This window comes from Neisseria sp. HMSC068C12, assembly GCF_001814095.1.
Classification (GTDB): Bacteria; Pseudomonadota; Gammaproteobacteria; order Burkholderiales; family Neisseriaceae; genus Neisseria; species Neisseria perflava.
Genome location: NZ_KV814801.1, coordinates 279,206 through 295,982 on the forward strand (window position 1 = coordinate 279,206; position 16,777 = coordinate 295,982).

The following is a 16,777-nucleotide window of genomic DNA, read 5'->3' on the forward strand; positions in this document are numbered from 1 at the left end:
TTTATCAGTCGTCACCGCTAATAGAGATGAGGATTCTCAAGAGGCTGCTGAAAATGTTGTAGATGGAGATGAAGATGGTCAGCGCCGCGCTGATGTGGCTGTCTTCACCACCGTCGATAACGGCACGCACCTGCCACATAATCATCAGGGAACTGAAGACAACGAAGCCGGCCGCGATGGTCAGGCTCAGGGCAGGGATGTTGAGGAAGATGTTGGCCACAACGGCAATCATGAGCACGATGGCGCCGGCACCGAGGAAGCTGCCGAGTTTATTCATATTCATTGTGGTGCGGCGCGCCATGGCGGACATGGTGAAGAAGACACCAGCGGTCATGGCGGCGGCCGTACCGACGATTTGCGCGCCGTTGTTAATCGCCAGGGCGTATTGCAACATAGGGCTGATGGCAAGGCCCATGCCGAAAGTGAAGATCATCAACAGGGCTACGCCGACGTTGCTGTAACGGTTTTTCTCGATCAGGAAGGTCATGCCGTAGAAGAAGCCGAAGAAGGCAGCTAGGGCAATCCAAGATGAACCGAACATGGAGAAAATGTTAAAGCCTGTTTTGGCGGAAAAGAATGCGCCGGCAACGGCAGGAATGAAAGACAGGCCGAGCAGGCGGTAGGTTTTTTGTAGGACGGTATTTTTGGCAACCGAGCCTTGCGAGGTATAGTCGTAAACGTCGTTTTGCATGGCGTTTGCTCCAATATAGATTGAGAATGAATGAAATTTGGATTCTAACAGAGAATCATGGGTTTGTATGATTTATCTGTTCTATTTGCCTAATATGCGGGGCAATCGGGAATTTTAAAGGCCGTCTGAAAATCGGGTTTCAGACGGCCTTGGCTTTTCAATGCTTATTTAGGCTCTTGCGGAACATAGCCTTGTACGGCATCTGCTCCGTCGCCGAAGAAGTATTGTTCCATCTGCTGGGCGAGGTATTCGCGTGCGCGCGGATCGGCAAGGCTTAGGCGGTTTTCGTTAATGAGCATGGTTTGGTGACGGGTCCAAGCCATCCATGCTTCTTGGGAAACGTTTTCAAAAATGCGTTTGCCCAATTCGTTGGGCAGCGGCGGAAATTTCATGCCTTCGGCTTCTTTGCCGAGTTTGACGCAGTGAACCATACGGGTCATGGCGGTTTCCTTATGTGGGGGTTGCAAAGGTTGGTATTTTAGCCGATTGCACGGATAGGGGAAAGCGTGGGTTTCAGACGGCCTGAAACCTTGCTATGATGGTCTTTTCTGTTTATTCAGGCAAAGATTATGAACCGCCTCGATACTGCCCGCCGTTATTCCCTTTTTCTCGCCCGTAATCTTGATTCCGGCAAACTCAAGCCCGAAATTTTCCTGCCTATGCTGGACAAGGCGTTGACCGAAGCTGATTTTCAAGCTTTTGCCGATTGGGACAAAATCCGCGCGGAAGAAAACGAGGAAGAATTAGCGCGGCAGTTGCGCGAGTTGCGCCGTTATGTCGTGTCGCAGATTATCGTGCGCGATATCAACCGCATCAGCGATTTGAACGAAGTAACCCGTACGATTACGCTGTTTGCCGATTTTGCCGTGAATACTGCGTTAGACTTTTCTTACGCCTATTATCAGGATATGTATGGTACGCCGATCGGGCGTTATACGAAATCGCCGCAGTATTTGAGCGTGGTGGCGATGGGCAAGGCGGGCGGCTATGAGTTGAACGTGTCTTCCGACATCGACTTGATTTTCGTCTATCCCGAATCGGGCGACACCGACGGCAGGCGCGAACGGGGCAATCAGGAGTTTTTCACCAAAGTCGGGCAGAAATTGATTGCGCTGCTGAATGACATCACCGCCGACGGGCAGGTGTTCCGCGTCGATATGCGGCTGCGGCCGGACGGCGATTCGGGCGCGCTGGTGTTGAGTGAAACCGCGCTGGAACAATATTTGATTACGCAAGGGCGCGAATGGGAACGCTATGCGTGGTGCAAAGGCCGCGTGGTTACGCCGTATCCGAACGACATCAAAGCGCTGGTACGCCCCTTTGTGTTCCGCAAATATCTGGATTACAGCGCGTATGAAGCGATGCGCAACTTGCACCGCCAAATCCGCAGCGAAGTTAGCAAAAAAGGCATGGCGGACAACATCAAACTCGGCGCAGGCGGCATCCGTGAAGTTGAATTTATCGCCCAGATTTTCCAGATGATACGTGGCGGCCAAATGCGCGCGCTGCAACTGAAAGGCACGCAAGAAACGCTGAAGAAACTTGCCGAGCTGGGCATCATGCCGTCTGAAAACGTCGAAACCCTGCTCGCCGCCTACCGCTTCCTGCGCGATGTCGAACACCGCCTGCAATACTGGGACGACCAGCAAACCCAAACCCTGCCGACCTCGCCCGAACAGCAACAACTGCTCGCCGAAAGCATGGGTTTCGACAGCTATGCCGCCTTTTCAGACGGCCTCAATGTTCATCGGAACAAAGTCAATCGGTTGTTCAACGAAATCTTGAGCGAACCCGAAGAGCAAACGCAAAGCAACAGCGAATGGCAGTGGGCATGGCAGGAAAAACCCGACGAAGAAGAGCGGCGAGGTCGTCTGAAAGAACACGGGTTCGATGCCGGAACCATCGCCGCAAGGCTCGACCAAATCCGGTACGGCCATAAATACCGCCACCTTTCCGCACACGCCCAGCCGCGTTTCGACGCGATTGTGCCGTTATTGGTACAGGCGGCGGCCGAGCAACCCAATCCGACCGATACATTAATGCGGCTGTTTGACTTCCTCGAAAACATCAGCCGCCGCTCGGCCTATCTCGCCTTCCTCAACGAACATCCGCAAACCTTGGCGCATCTGGCACAAATCATGAGCCAAAGCTCATGGGTGGCGGCGTATCTGAGCAAATACCCGATTCTGCTGGACGAACTCATCAGCGCCCAGCTTTTGGATACCACGTTTGACTGGCCGGCCCTTGCCGCCGCACTTTCAAACGACCTCAAAGCCTGCGGCGGCGATACTGAAGCGCAAATGGACACATTGCGCCATTTCCAACACGCCCAAGTCTTCCGCCTCGCCGTTCAAGACCTTGCCGAATTGTGGACGGTAGAATCACTTTCCGATCAACTCTCCGCACTTGCCGACACCATCCTCGCCGCCGCTGTGCCATGCGCGTGGGCGGATATGCCCAAAAAACACCGCGACACGCCGCAATTTGCCATCATCGGCTACGGCAAACTGGGCGGTAAAGAGCTCAGCTATTCCTCCGACCTCGACTTGGTCTATCTTTACGACGACCCGCATTCCGATGCAGGCGACGTTTACAGCCGCCTTGCCCGCCGCCTGACCAACTGGCTTTCCGCCGCCACCGGAGCAGGCAGCCTCTACGAAACCGACCTGCGCCTGCGCCCCAACGGCGACGCCGGCTTCCTCGCCCACAGCATCGCCGCCTTCGAAAAATACCAGCGCGAAAACGCCTGGACGTGGGAACACCAGTCCCTCACCCGCGCCCGCTTCATCTGTGGCACACCCGAAATTCAGACAGCCTTCGACCGCATCCGCACCGAAATCCTCACCGCCGAACGCGACCAAACCGCCTTGTCAGGCGAAATCATCGAAATGCGTGAAAAAATGTTCCCTACCCATCCGCCGGTTGACAGCAACGTCAAATACGCGCGCGGCGGCGTGGTCGACGTCGAATTTATCGTCCAATATCTGATACTTGCCCATGCCCGCCAGTATCCGCAACTCCTCGATAATTACGGCAACATTGCCTTGTTGAACATCGCTGCCGACTGCGGCCTCATCGACAAAACTCTCGCCGAACAAAGCCGCACCGCCTACCGCTTCTACCGCCAGCAGCAACACAACACCAAACTGCGAGATGCCAAAAAAACCGAAGTAACGGACGAATTGCTGACCCACTACGACAACGTGCGAAAACTATGGCGGGAAGTATTCGGGGTAGAAGTGAAATTCGGATAAGCAGGCGGGCGTATTCAGCGTCAAAGCCTGCACGGCAACATAATTTACCGCTACAACAAACTCACTCTAAACATATAAGGAAAACCAACCATGAAGAAAATAGCACTGTTTTTAACGGTTTTACTGTCGTCGGCCGCAGCCCAAGCCGCTGATTACTTTTTGCCTTATACCGAATGCGATGGCTCTGCAAACGTTCGTGCCGCTCCTGATACACGCAGCAAAATCATGACCGTACTGGATTATGAAAGCAAAAAACATAAAATACTCAGTAAACAGGGTAAATGGTTTCATATTCAATTAGACGGACACCGTACAGGCTACGTCCATCAGAGCCAAGGCTTTATCGTGCACAATTATGTTGTCGCCAGCCCTGACGAATCGGCAAACGTCCGTAACAACAGCTACCCCGAAGAACCGATCAGGCAAGGCGAAATCATCAAAACACTCCCAAACGGAACACGTGTACAGATCGCCCCAGCCTTCAGAAAAGGCGACTGGTTGTGGTACAGCAATCAGGGAGCTCACACAGAAAAAGACGAGTATGGTCATCATATTTCGATTCAGGGTTATATCCATAAAAGTCAACTTCGACGCGTGGAGTAATAAACAAGCAATTTATCCGATAAAGCATACTTTCGGACATAAAGTAGATACTGTTTTGCCGAAGATATAAAAAAGGCCGTCTGAACTTTTCAGACGGCCTTTTATGGTATTTATTCTTCTTCCTGTTCTGCTTCTACCTCTGCAGGTTTTTCAAGGAAATTGCCTGCCAACCACAGTAAAGCGCCACTACCTGTAATGCCTGCTTTAATCCATAGGGCGGTATCTTCGCCCCATTCGTAAATCCAGGCCAAGACTTTGGGGACGGCGTTCATATAATTCAAACCGAATGCCAATACGCCGAGGATAAATAAAGTACTGCCCAAGCTTTTCATCATTATTCCTTATAAAATCAAATGGGTGCATCAAAGCCAATCAGCAGGTGCAATGATGTTGAGTGAATGTAAATATGTCAAAAGATGGCATTATAGTAGGTTTTATGTAAGGAAGATATTTTTATAAAAGCTGATTGGCAGTCTGAGGCGATGGGTAACTGCTTGCAGAGGGAGGGATTCCGTCTGTTTGTTTATAAGTTATCGGCTTGATCTGGGCAATCATGATATGCAAAAACTTTTCTCATTTTCTGTCGATATTGTGATACAGCAAAACAAGTTCTAAAATATGCTGCTTATTTATATATTAAAAACAAGGAGAAACTGATGTCTAAGGTTGCGGTACTCGGTGGCGGTCTGTCGGGCCGTCTGATGGCGTTCCAGCTGGCAGAGCAGGGCATTTCGGTCGAGTTGTTTGAGAAAGGCGAACGCAAAGGCGCGCAAGCCGCCGCTTATGTTGCCGCGGCCATGTTGGCGCCGTCTGCCGAAGCGGTGGAGGCAACGCCCGAAGTCATCCGTTTGGGCAGGCAGAGTTTCGCGCTGTGGCGCGGTATTTTAGGCCGTCTGAACACGCCGGTGATGATGCAGGAAAAAGGCAGCCTGATTGTTTGGCATACGCAGGACAAGCCGCTTTCTGCCGAGTTTGCCCGTCATTTGAAGCGCGGCGGCGTGGCGGAACATGAAACCATACGTTGGAACGCAGATGAAATCGCGGCAAACGAGCCGCAACTGGCAGGGCGGTTTTCAGACGGCCTGTATCTGCCGGTGGAAGGACAGTTGGACGGACGGCAGGTATTGAATGCGCTTGCCGATGCTTTGGAATCAATGAATGTGCCTTGCCATTGGTTGTGCGAACGCGAAGTCGAAGATTTGGCGGCGCAATACGATTGGGTCATCGACTGCCGCGGTTATGGTGCAAAAGCAGCGTGGAACAGGCCGTCTGAAAGCCAATTGCGCGGCATACGCGGCGAAGTGGCGCGCGTTTACGCGCCAGAAGTCGAGCTGTCCCGCCCCGTGCGCCTGCTGCATCCGCGCTATCCTTTGTATATCGCGCCGAAGGAAAACCATATTTTTGTGATTGGTGCGACCCAAATCGAAAGCGAAAGCCAAGCGCCGGCCAGCGTGCGTTCCGGTTTGGAACTTTTGTCCGCGCTGTATGCCGTGCATCCGGCCTTTGGCGAGGCAAACCTTTTGGAACTGGCCACCGGCCTGCGCCCGACGTTAAACCACCACAATCCTGAAATCCGCTTCAACCGCGAACGCCGCCTGATTGAAGTCAACGGCCTGTTCCGCCACGGCTTTATGATTTCCCCGGCCGTGACCGGCACAGCCGTGCGTTTGGCCGGTGCGCTGTTTGCCGGAAGCGACATTCCCGAAAGCGACGAAACCAGCGGTTTGCCGTATATCCGCGCTGCGAATTGAAGCCGTTGCGGACGAAGTTGCTTGAAAATCGGGCAAATTGTTTGTGAAAGACAGCCACAGGCCGTCTGAAAATGATAAAATCGCCGTCAATTCAATCAACCTTGCGTCTGAAAACCGCATGATGCCGTTTTCAGATGCCAAACCAATTTCCTATTTAACGATAAGCACATGACAACCCAAACCCTCTTAATCGAACTTCTCACTGAAGAACTCCCGCCAAAGGCCCTCAATAATCTGGGCAACCATTTTGCCGCTTCCGTTGCCGAAGGCTTGGAAAAAGCGCAACTAATTGACGGCGAGGCCGAATACACTGCCTACGCTTCTCCGCGCCGTTTGGCCGTTCAAGTCAAAAACGTGAAGGCCGTTCAAGCCGACCAAAAAATCGTGAAAAAAGGCCCGGCCGTGGCCAATGCCATGAAGGACGGTGCGCCGACTAAGGCTTTGGAAGGTTTTGCGCGCGGTGCGGGTGCGAAAATCGAAGACCTAACCATCATCAACGACGGCAAGCAAGACGTGTACGCCTACGAGTACGTCCAAACCGGCAAACCATTGGGCGAACTCTTGGAAGACATCATCAATGCCGCAGTGAAAAAATTGCCGATTCCGAAAGTCATGCGTTGGGGCAGCAGCACATTCACCTTCGTGCGCCCTGTCCACGGGCTGATTGTGCTGCACGGCGGCGAGATCGTGAACGTCAGCGTTTTGGGCCTGCAAAGCGGCAATCAAACCTTGGGACACCGCTTCCTGTCCAACGGCGAAATCACCATTGAAAACGCCGACAGCTACGCCGCACAAATGCGCGAGCAAGGCAAAGTCGTAGCTTCGTTTGCCGAGCGCAAAGCTGCGATTCAGACAGCCTTGAACGAACAGGCAGGTCGTCTGAAAGCGACCGTTGCCGCCGATGAAGCCTTGTTGGACGAAGTGACTGCATTGGTCGAATGGCCTGTGGTATTGGAAGCCGGTTTTGAAGAACATTTCCTCGCCGTGCCGCAGGAATGCCTGATTCTGACCATGCAGCAAAACCAAAAATACTTCCCGCTGCTCGACCAAAACGGCAAGCTGATGAACCGCTTCCTGCTGGTCTCCAACCTGCAAACCGAAGACCCGTCGCACATCATCCAAGGCAACGAACGCGTTTTGCGTGCGCGCCTGTCTGATGCCGAGTTCTTCTACAAGCAAGACCAGAAAGCGACTTTGGAAAGCCGCCTGCCCAAGCTGGCAAACGTGGTTTATCACAACAAAATCGGTTCGCAGGCCGAACGCATCGAACGCCTGCAAAGCATTGCCGCCCACATCGCCAAAGCACTGGGCGCAGATGCCGCCGCAGCCGAACGCGCCACGCGTCTGGCAAAAGCCGACTTGGTGACCGAAATGGTCGGCGAGTTCCCCGAACTGCAAGGTACGATGGGCAAATACTACGCCCGCTTGGACGGCGAAACCGAAGAAATCGCCGAAGCCATCGAGCAGCACTACCAACCGCGTTTTGCCGGCGACAACCTGCCGAACGGCAAAGTCGCTACTGCCGTTGCGCTGGCCGACAAACTGGAAACCTTGGTCGGCATTTGGGGCATCGGTCTGATTCCGACCGGCGACAAAGACCCCTACGCCCTGCGCCGCGCTGCCTTGGGTATTTTGCGGATGCTGATGCAGTATGGCTTGGACGTGAACGAGCTGATTCAGACGACCTTCGACAGCTTCCCCAAAGGTTTGCTCAACGAAAAAACGCCGTCTGAAACCGTCGACTTCATGCAGGCGCGCCTTGCCGTGTTGCTGCAAAACGACTATCCGCAAGACATCGTCGCCGCCGTACTCGCCAAACAGCCGCGCCGTTTGGACGATTTGACCGCCAAACTGCAAGCCGTTGCCGCGTTTAAACAACTGCCCGAAGCCGCCGCGCTCGCTGCCGCCAACAAACGCGTGCAAAACCTGCTGAAAAAAGCCGATGCCGAGTTGGGCGCGGTTAACGAAAGCCTGTTGCAACAAGACGAAGAAAAAGCCCTGTATGCCGCCGCGCAAGGTTTGCAGCCGAAAATCTCCGCCGCCGTTGCCGAAGGCAATTTCCAAACTGCTTTGTCCGAACTGGCTTCCGTCAAACCGCAAGTCGATGCCTTCTTCGACGGCGTGATGGTAATGGCCGAAGATGCCGCCGTGAAACAAAACCGTTTGAACCTGCTGAACCGTTTGGCAGAACAAATGAACGCAGTTGCCGACATTGCGCTCTTGAGCGAATAAGGCCGCGTTTCAGTTGACCCGTTTTTCAGGCTGCCCGATGATTCAGGCAGCCTGAAGTTTTTCGGGCGTATCCCTTACATGGCGTTCAAGGGTATAATTCAGCAGATTTGTCAGGCAGGCAAATCGCGCACATCAAACAATTTCCCACATTCAAGAGGCAGATTATGAATATTCCAGCCATCCGAACCGCACTCGATGCCGTGTTGATTCCCACCACAATACGCACTTTGGGCAGCGAAAAAGCCGTTTCGCTTCTGGAAGAGCGTTCAGACGGCCTGCATATCGGCCTGAAATTCGCGTTCCCGGTTGCCCATATTGCCGCAGACATTGCCAACGCCGTTCAAGAAGCCGTCATTTCGCATACCGGTGATACCCACATTCACTTGAGTATCGATACCGAAATCGGTACGCATAAAGTCCAACCCGGCGTAGCAACCATCAAAGGCGTGAAAAACATCATCGCCGTAGCATCGGGCAAAGGCGGCGTCGGCAAATCAACGACCACTGCCAACCTTGCCACCGCAATGGCCAGAATGGGCGCGCGCGTCGGCGTACTCGATGCCGACCTGTACGGCCCAAGTCAGCCCACCATGCTCGGCGTACAAGACCGTAAACCCGACCAACAAAACAAAAAACTCATTCCCGTTGAAGCCGAAAGCGGCATTCAAGTGATGTCCATCGGTTTTCTGGTCGATACCGACCAAGCCGTCGTTTGGCGCGGCCCGATGGTCAGCCAAGCCTTGCAACAACTTATGTTCCAAAGCGAATGGGACAATGTCGATTATCTCTTCATCGACCTGCCACCCGGTACCGGCGATATCCAATTGACCCTGTCGCAAAAAATCCCCGTAACCGGCTCCGTTGTCGTGACCACGCCGCAAGACATCGCCCTGATTGATGCACGCAAAGCCGTGGATATGTTCAACAAAGTCAATATTCCGATTTTGGGCGTTTTGGAAAACATGTCTGTCCATATTTGCACCAACTGCGGCCATGCCGAAGCAATCTTCGGCGCAGAAGGCGGCAAAAACTTGGCAGAGCGTTTGAATGTACCGTTGCTCGGCCAACTTCCATTGAGCCTGCCTGTACGCGAAGCCATGGACAGCGGCACATCTTCTGCCTTGTTTGAAAACAACCAAACCATCGCCGACATCTACACCGAAGCCGCCTTCCAAATCGCACTGGCCATTGCCGATAAAGGCAAAGACTTCAGCAGCCGCTTCCCGAAAATCGTCGTCGAATAAAAAAGTTTAAAAAAGGTGTTGACAGCTGTGTGCTCCATCTCTATAATGCACAGCTTATCGGGTCGTTAGCTCAGTCGGTAGAGCAGCGGACTTTTAATCCGTTGGTCGAGCGTTCGAATCGCTCACGACCCACCAAATATGAAAACCTGCTTTGAAAAAAGCAGGTTTTTTTACGTTTGGATTTTAGGATTTTGTTGAACATATTTTGTTATTGAAACAATTCATAGCATATCAAGCATCAGGCCGTCTGAAAGTATTTTCAGACGGCCTGGAGTTTTATAGGAATGGTTTTGAGAAATAAGTTTTCTACTTAGGGCAGACAAACGTTTAAAACCTTACCTGCGTCTGCAACTGCTTACGATAAACCAATACGGCAGCAGTCAATGTGGAAAAAGAGAACGCTGACAGTAGAAGCAGATAACGGCCGATTCCGTCCAGTCCGCTGCGGTTGAGCAGCAATTCTTGAAAAGCCTTCAAGCCCCAAGCCATCGGGGAAATCCAAGTGAGTTGCTGCATGGTTTCGGGCATGACGTGTGCAGGCACCATAATGCCGCCGATTGCCGCCATCAGGATAATGCCGCCGCCGCCGAGTACGACGGCGTGTTCGGTAGATTTGGCGCAGACGCTGATTAACAGCGCGTAGCCGAGTGCGGCGGCACTGACGGCAGCGGACAGCAACGCGTAGGGAACAAGGCTGCCATTGAGTATGAGGGCGGGCACGCCGATTTCAGGCAGCAGGTAGCGGCCGAGCAGCAGCATTCCGACAAACTGAAGCTGGTTAATCAGGAAATAGGGGACGAGCTTCGCCGCAATCAGGCCGAATGCGGAAGCACGGGCGAGGCGCAGGCGGGTGATGGTGTTGGTTTGGCGTTCCAGCGCCATGACGTTCGATAGCGGTATCATGATGAAAAACATACCGAAAATCAGCCATGCGGGAACGCTGTGCTGTACGGCGTTGGGTTTTTCCACCGTGCCGCTGCCTGCGCTCAGATAGTGTTCTTCCAGCATTTTTTTATCTAAAAAGCTGCGCACGGCGGCGAATTGTTCGTCGTTTTTTTCATCCACTTTTTTCTGAATGTCTTTGCGGATGGAACGAGGCAGTTTTTTATTGTCGATTTTGATGCCGTCGTTGTTGTCGAAATAAGCGTCCAGCCGCGTTTCAGTGTAGTGTTGCTGCAAAACGCCTTTGACAGCCGCCAGCCATGAAGGCTCGGTATCGGGCGGTACATAGATTTGCAGGGCTTTGTCGTCGGCGATTTTTCCGGAAGCGGAGTTCGGGTTGTGCAGCACCAGTTGGAAATGCTTGTCGTGCAGGCCGTTTTGCGCGTCGGTCAGTTTTTTAGACGGCATCAGTGTGACATGGATTTGCTCTTTTTCCAGCGCAGCGGCCAGCGCAGTATTGATACTATCGTTTGCTATGCCAACCAGCGCGATACGGCTGTCGGTGTGCGGATCTTGGTCGCGGCTCAGCGCCAACGACATAATCAGCATGAAGGCGATGGGCATCACAAACAACACTGCCAAACCGTGCAGGTCGCGGCAGAGCAGCTTGAGTTCTTTGAGGAGGGAGGAAATTGTCATTGTGGATTTTGCTTATCTGTTGCTGGCTCGTCTTTGCGCAGGAAATCAAGGTAAAACGTTTCCAGCGAACCGTGTCCCTGCTGGAAGTAGCGGATTTGCGCGCCGCTTTGTTGCAGGGCGGTGTAAACGGCGGCGGCATCGTGCGCTGTTTCCATCATGCCGCGGCTGTCCACTTGCTTTGCACCCAAAGCGGCCAGCGTTTGAGGCGGCAGCGGCGGTTCGACGGTAAAACGCACGACACCGGTTTGCGTGCTTAGAAGCTCGTCCAAACCGCCGTGGTACACAAGCTTGCCGTGTTGCAGCAGCGCGATTTTGTCGCAAAGCTGCTCGATTTCCGACAGATAGTGAGAGGTGTAAACCACCGTTACACCATGCCGTGTCAAATCTGCTACGCTGTCGAGGATAAAGCGGCGCGACTGCGGGTCGATGCCTACCGTGATTTCGTCGAGGAACACCAGTTGCGGCGTGTTAATCAGGCCGATAGCAAAATTCAGACGACGTTTAAGCCCGCCCGAAAGATGCTTCGCTGCTTTGTTTTTGTGGGCGGTCAGGTCGGTCTGTTCCAACAGTGCGTTCAGACGGCCTTTGTCGCGCACTTTGTAAAGCGAGGCGAAAAACAGCAGGTTGTCCCACACAGAAAGCTGCGGATAAAACGCAAAATCCTGCGGCACCAAACCGATTTTCTGCCGCTCGTTGCGGCTTAACAGGCGCAAAGGTTTGCCGTCAAACAAAATTTCGCCCTGCCGTACTTCCTGCAAGCCGGCCAAAAGCGACATCAGCGTCGTTTTCCCCGCACCGTTGTGGCCGAGCAGCCCCAGACATTCGCCGTCGGCAATATCGAACGACACATTGTCCAGCGCGGCAGTTTCGGCTTTGGGATAACGGTGGGAGAGGGATTGGATTTGAATCATGGTTTCAGACGACCTTTTCGAGCGATATTTATAGCGCAGCATTCCATAAATAGCGGCGCTGGAATTTGCCGTCCTTAAATATAAAGCAGACATCGAAACTACCGGCGCCCGAACCTTGTCTGCTGAACAGATAAAGCGTCTTGTCGCTGCGGCGGTAATAGGCTTCCCAGCGGTCGTACACCTGGCTATCGCGTGCGGTGGCGGCAAAATCGGGCGAGAACAGTCCTTGCAGTTCGGCAGCGGGAACCGTTTGACCGTTTAGCGTGATACGTTCAAGCGCGAACACGCTTTTGTCAATGGTGTTGTCTGTGCCATAGAACGGTTTGCCTTGATAGAGACGCGCCGTGAAGTTGTCTTTGCTGATGCCCGAGAAGTCGCTGAGTTTTGGGTGGATGCGGCGGGCAACGATGTGTACCTTTTGTCCGCTACCGGACAAAGTCAGCGTATCGTCGCGACCGGATTGTTCGCGCAGTCGGACGAAGCTTTTATCGGAGGCGGGAAATATCAGACGGCTGTAATGGATGAAACCGTAGTCTTCTGCGGCAGGTTGTTGCAGCTGGGCAGTACAGAAACTCAGGCTGCCTTCGCCGCCATCACCCAAACATTTCAACGGTGTGCCGTTGGGAATTTTTGCCAAGATTTTGGCATTCAAATCGGGGCTTTCGCGTAAGTTGGTGTGTCCATCGGCATCATGAACCAAGGCAAAGCCGTCCGGCGGCGCGGCATGGGTTAAGGCGGAACACAATAATAAGAGTGTGGCTAAGTAACGCATTTTTATCTTTTCTTTTAGTTTTCAGACGGCCTGAGTGTCAAAATAATCCACGGTAGATTAATCGGGATCGAATAAATCCTGATTATTTCAATAATCCGCGCCACAATGCTTCTTCATTATCCGCAATTTTGCGCAGAAATTCGGCGATGTTGCGGCAGCCGTTTTCAGACGGCTTTTTGCACTGCTTCACGCACATTGCTGCGAATTGACGCCATTGGTCGCCGATGGCGGTCATTTGTTCTGAGGCCGTCTGAAATGCAGGTTCGTTGCAGATATGGGCGGCCTGTTCGAGGAAGTAGGCGTAGATGTAGCGGAAACCTGCGCCGCCGGTGCCGATTTCTTCCTGCATCCGTACCAAATGGCCGAGAAACAGTTTTTGGTATTTGTCGTTTTGTTTGGCAGGCAGGGATTCGATTTTTTTGGCCAGCGTGCGGATGCCTTTGACGCCGATGAAAAAGACTGGCGCGAGCATATGTTTGGCGTTTTTGCGTATGGCCTTGCGGATAATGGCGGGTAAGTCTGCCATGATTTTCTCAGACGGCCTGTTGTCTTCCAAGGTGTACATCATGCCTTTTGCCGCCAATACGCCTTTGGCAAAGCGCGCCCGTTGCAAATCTTCGGCGGCGCAGCGTTGTACGGTTTCAAATACGGGGTCGCTGATCAGGTAGTCGTTTCCGTCTTTGCCGTACACCAAGAGATTGTGTGCGTTGAAATGGAAACGCATTTGTGGCGGGAAGTAGGGCAGCCAAAAGACGGAGGTTTGCAAACCGGCCAATTTGCCTGAGGATAGCGCGGCATCCAACGCGGCTTGTCCGCTTTGTGCGTCGGAAAATTTGCGCACGGATAATTTCAGCCCCAATGCTTTGCAGGTATTTTTGATAATGCTGCGCGGCGCGGTACGGTAGGAAACCAGCGGCATGCCGTTTAATTTGATCAGCGGCATCCAGACAAATGTCAGCGCGTGGGAAATGCCGAAAATCATGGCTTCGTCTAAATTGTGGCCATGGTATTTGAGCAGGGTGGACATCACACCGCTTTCGCAATGGGCGGTATGCTGGTGTGGAAATTCTTGTATGGTCATAAAGTTATTGGTTTTCGTGCAATGTTTTCAGACGGCCTGAAGTTTTATAGGAATGGGTTTGTTGTTTTGGAAATCAGCGCGCTTCTTTGACCGCTTCCTGCGCGGCTTTGTAGCGGCGCAGAAATTCGATGGCGGCGGCTTTTTCGGCTTCGTTGCCGTATTTGGCATCACGTTGGGCGCGGCGCAGTTCGGCGCGTTCTTTGGCTTCTTCGATTTGGCGCGCTTTGAAGTCTTCGCGGTTGTCGGAGGAGACGAGTTTGTCCTGTTGTGATTGCGCTTTGGCCATGGCTTTGGCAATCAAATCCATGGGGTTGAATGCGGCGCTTGTTGCGGCTATTTGGGCTTGTGCCTGTGCGGCCTGTTTGGCTTTGACGGCGGCTTCACGTTGCGCCAGTAGGGCTTTGCGTTCGGCATCATCGCGCTGTTTGCGCGCGGTATGGCGTTCAAAACGGCTTTGCGCGTGTTCGGCGGCGGCGAAGCGCGGTTCGGCAGAGGTGCTGAAACGGCGTGCGGACGGCAGGAAGGGCTGCGATACGGGAACCATGTCGATGCAGTCGACGGGGCAGGGGGCAACGCACAAGCCGCAGCCGGTGCATTCGTCGCTGATGACGGTGTGCATTAGTTTGGACGCGCCCATAATGGCATCGACGGGACAGGCGCGGATGCAGGCGGTACAGCCGATGCAGACGGCCTCGTCAATCAGGGCTACGGCTTTGATTTGTGTTTTTGCCGGGGCGAGGTAGGGCTTGCCCAATAGGTCGGCAATGTCTTTCATGACGGTTTCCCCACCCGGCGCGCACAGGTTTACCGGCGCTTCTCCTGCCGACAGGGCGCGCGCATAGGGTAGGCAGCCTTCATAGCCGCACTCACGGCATTGGGTTTGCGGCAACAGGCGGCTGATGCTTTGGATGGGAATGGTCATCATGGATAGTCAAAATCGAAAAGGCGCATTATATCAGATTGTTGCGTTTGTTTTGGCGAAACCCGCTTTGCTTATTTTAGTGAAACTCTCTACACTCGTTTTAGCGAAACGCGCTACGCTCGTTTTCAGACGGCCTGAGTCGGGTTTGCGTTATAATTTTGAAATGGATTTATTCGGGTAATTAGGAATGACGGCTACACTTTGCCCCTGTCAGTCGGGGCGTGTTTATACGGAATGTTGCGCACCGTTTCATGCGCGTGAGGCGGCGGCCTCGACGGCGGAAGAGTTGATGCGTTCGCGTTACAGCGCGTATGTTTTGCAGGAAATCGACTATATCGTGGACACGACTGTCCCTGCGCAGCAGAATTTGTTGGACAAGCAGGATTTGGCGGCATGGAGTAGGCAGATGCAGTGGTCGGGATTGAAGGTTATCCGTCATGTGCCGTTTGGCAAGCTGCATGCTTTGGTCGAGTTTGAGGCGTATTTTGAAGAGAACGGGCAAACTGAGTGCCATCATGAATTGTCGGCATTTGTGAAAATAGACGGGCGTTGGTACTTTATTGAGCCGACCGTTGCGTTACCGACGATGAAACAGCCTTGTTTGTGCGGTTCGGGCAAAAAGTTTAAGGCGTGTTGCGGACAGTTTTTCAAATAGTAGTGTAAACAGGCCGTCTGAACGTTCAGACGGCCTAAGCTGTTTTTGCAGATAAAAAAAACCATTCATACTAAGGGAGAAGTATGAATGGCCAATACATTGCGGGAAAACGTCTTACTTGCTGCACCGCCCAAAAGGGATGAAAGAGCGGTGTTGTGTCAGCGATTGATATTCTACCGTTTTTAGTATTAAATGCTGTTAAGAAGTGAAATAATTTCAATAAGTTGCAAGATAATCGTGATATTTTGAAGATAAACGGTATTTTTACTGATTTTCTCGAATCCATTTCACCCATTGCTGAAACAGCTCGGGTTGCAATGCGGCGATGACGGAACGCTTAAATACATGTTCGCCGCTCCAAAAATCGTCGCCTTCCAAAGTGGTCAGGCAGCCGCCGGCTTCTTCAAAAATTAATGCACCGGCAGCGTAGTCCCACAGCTTTTGTCCGCCGTGGATGTAAATATCGTAGCGGCCGCTGGCAAGGTAGCACCAATCGAGCGTGCTGCTGCCCATACTGCGGATTGTGCCGAATGGGGCAAGGGTATTCATGCGGCTGGCGAGTTTGCCCGAACGCAGGTATTTGATTTCTACGCCGGCAATGGATTCGTTGAGTTTTTTGTTTTCCGAACGCAGCGGCAGCGGCGTGCCGTTGAGAAATGCGCCTTTGCCGCGTTCGGCATAGAAACATTCGCCGCTGACCGGATTGTAAATCACGCCCAATTCGGCATGGCCGTTTTTAACCAGCGCGACGGATACGGCAAAATGCGGCAAACCGTTGACGAAGTTGTTTGTGCCGTCGATAGGGTCGACAATCCATAGGCCGTCTGAATGTTCGTTCCACAAACGGGTTTGTTCCTGAAAGCTCATTTCCTCGCCCAACATCGGACAATCCTCCAATAAGGGAAGGGCGGCGGCAAAAGCGGTTTGTGCGGCCAAATCTGCTTCACTCAAAACCGATCCGTCTTCCTTGCGTCGTGACGGCGTGTTCAGAAAACGCGGCATGACTTCGGTTTGGGCGATGTGGCGGACGACTTTCTGTAAACGGTATAGCACGGCGTATCCTTGTTTTTTGCAGTTTTG

Annotated in this window: 16 protein-coding genes and 1 tRNA gene; 8 read left to right on the forward strand and 9 right to left on the reverse strand. The window is 52.9% G+C overall.

Features of this window, described 5'->3' with window-relative positions; all coding sequences use genetic code 11:
* Positions 1-4: 4 nt before the first annotated feature.
* Both HMPREF2952_RS03345 and HMPREF2952_RS03350 read right to left on the reverse strand, forming a co-directional pair.
* On the reverse strand, positions 5-691 hold the full coding sequence (locus HMPREF2952_RS03345) for a Bax inhibitor-1 family protein (RefSeq protein ID WP_049336659.1): 687 nt from the start codon (positions 689-691) through the stop codon (positions 5-7).
* Between the two features lie 164 nt (positions 692-855).
* Entirely contained in the window at positions 856-1,131 is a 276-nt protein-coding gene (locus HMPREF2952_RS03350) for an oxidative damage protection protein (RefSeq protein WP_003682648.1), read from the reverse strand.
* A 129-nt stretch (positions 1,132-1,260) separates the two neighbouring features.
* Here HMPREF2952_RS03350 and glnE point away from each other — a divergent pair, with 129 nt between their 5' ends.
* Positions 1,261-3,945 carry a bifunctional [glutamate--ammonia ligase]-adenylyl-L-tyrosine phosphorylase/[glutamate--ammonia-ligase] adenylyltransferase gene (gene glnE / locus HMPREF2952_RS03355; protein WP_070695276.1) on the forward strand — a complete coding sequence of 895 codons (2,685 nt, stop codon included), beginning with the start codon at positions 1,261-1,263 and terminating at the stop codon, positions 3,943-3,945.
* 90 nt (positions 3,946-4,035) lie between these two features.
* Positions 4,036-4,548 carry an SH3 domain-containing protein gene (locus HMPREF2952_RS03360; protein WP_049336662.1) on the forward strand — a complete coding sequence of 171 codons (513 nt, stop codon included), beginning with the start codon at positions 4,036-4,038 and terminating at the stop codon, positions 4,546-4,548.
* Positions 4,549-4,658: 110 nt separating this feature from the next.
* On the opposite strand, the gene HMPREF2952_RS03365 is transcribed toward HMPREF2952_RS03360, so the two are convergent.
* A complete protein-coding gene (locus HMPREF2952_RS03365; protein WP_049336663.1) occupies positions 4,659-4,880 on the reverse strand; it encodes a hypothetical protein in 222 nt (73 codons plus the stop codon).
* Positions 4,881-5,204: 324 nt separating this feature from the next.
* Here HMPREF2952_RS03365 and HMPREF2952_RS03370 point away from each other — a divergent pair, with 324 nt between their 5' ends.
* The 4 genes from HMPREF2952_RS03370 to HMPREF2952_RS03385 all read left to right on the forward strand — a co-directional run bounded on the left by HMPREF2952_RS03370 (position 5,205) and on the right by HMPREF2952_RS03385 (position 9,910).
* Positions 5,205-6,299, forward strand: a complete 1,095-nt coding sequence (locus HMPREF2952_RS03370; RefSeq protein WP_070695277.1) for an FAD-dependent oxidoreductase — start codon at positions 5,205-5,207, stop codon at positions 6,297-6,299.
* A 168-nt stretch (positions 6,300-6,467) separates the two neighbouring features.
* Positions 6,468-8,531, forward strand: coding sequence for a glycine--tRNA ligase subunit beta (gene glyS, locus HMPREF2952_RS03375; protein WP_049336666.1), 2,064 nt, complete (start codon positions 6,468-6,470; stop codon positions 8,529-8,531).
* Positions 8,532-8,695: 164 nt separating this feature from the next.
* Positions 8,696-9,775 carry an iron-sulfur cluster carrier protein ApbC gene (apbC, locus tag HMPREF2952_RS03380; RefSeq protein WP_036493993.1) on the forward strand — a complete coding sequence of 360 codons (1,080 nt, stop codon included), beginning with the start codon at positions 8,696-8,698 and terminating at the stop codon, positions 9,773-9,775.
* A gap of 59 nt (positions 9,776-9,834) precedes the next feature.
* Positions 9,835-9,910, forward strand: a tRNA-Lys gene (locus tag HMPREF2952_RS03385).
* Positions 9,911-10,102: 192 nt separating this feature from the next.
* On the opposite strand, the gene HMPREF2952_RS03390 is transcribed toward HMPREF2952_RS03385, so the two are convergent.
* The 5 genes from HMPREF2952_RS03390 to HMPREF2952_RS03410 form a co-directional block, all read right to left on the reverse strand.
* On the reverse strand, positions 10,103-11,356 hold the full coding sequence (locus HMPREF2952_RS03390; RefSeq protein WP_049335981.1) for an ABC transporter permease: 1,254 nt from the start codon (positions 11,354-11,356) through the stop codon (positions 10,103-10,105).
* A complete protein-coding gene (locus HMPREF2952_RS03395) occupies positions 11,353-12,267 on the reverse strand; it encodes an ABC transporter ATP-binding protein (protein ID WP_049335983.1) in 915 nt (304 codons plus the stop codon). The genes HMPREF2952_RS03390 and HMPREF2952_RS03395 overlap by 4 nt, the downstream gene beginning before the upstream one ends.
* Positions 12,268-12,295: 28 nt before the next feature.
* Positions 12,296-13,039, reverse strand: coding sequence for an SH3 domain-containing protein (locus HMPREF2952_RS03400; RefSeq protein WP_049344556.1), 744 nt, complete (start codon positions 13,037-13,039; stop codon positions 12,296-12,298).
* 82 nt (positions 13,040-13,121) lie between these two features.
* Positions 13,122-14,120 carry a BtrH-related acyltransferase DarH gene (locus HMPREF2952_RS03405; protein WP_049335977.1) on the reverse strand — a complete coding sequence of 333 codons (999 nt, stop codon included), beginning with the start codon at positions 14,118-14,120 and terminating at the stop codon, positions 13,122-13,124.
* 73 nt (positions 14,121-14,193) lie between these two features.
* A complete protein-coding gene (locus HMPREF2952_RS03410) occupies positions 14,194-15,042 on the reverse strand; it encodes an RnfABCDGE type electron transport complex subunit B (protein ID WP_039861917.1) in 849 nt (282 codons plus the stop codon).
* Position 15,043: 1 nt separating this feature from the next.
* On the opposite strand from HMPREF2952_RS03410, the gene HMPREF2952_RS03415 reads away from it, so the two are divergent.
* Together HMPREF2952_RS03415 and HMPREF2952_RS03420 are read left to right on the forward strand one after the other, a co-directional pair.
* Positions 15,044-15,223, forward strand: coding sequence for a hypothetical protein (locus HMPREF2952_RS03415; protein ID WP_004518937.1), 180 nt, complete (start codon positions 15,044-15,046; stop codon positions 15,221-15,223).
* A 6-nt stretch (positions 15,224-15,229) separates the two neighbouring features.
* On the forward strand, positions 15,230-15,697 hold the full coding sequence (locus HMPREF2952_RS03420) for a YchJ family protein (RefSeq protein WP_004518935.1): 468 nt from the start codon (positions 15,230-15,232) through the stop codon (positions 15,695-15,697).
* 264 nt (positions 15,698-15,961) lie between these two features.
* On the opposite strand, the gene HMPREF2952_RS03425 is transcribed toward HMPREF2952_RS03420, so the two are convergent.
* A complete protein-coding gene (locus tag HMPREF2952_RS03425; RefSeq protein ID WP_004518934.1) occupies positions 15,962-16,750 on the reverse strand; it encodes an inositol monophosphatase family protein in 789 nt (262 codons plus the stop codon).
* Between the last annotated feature and the right edge of the window lie 27 nt (positions 16,751-16,777).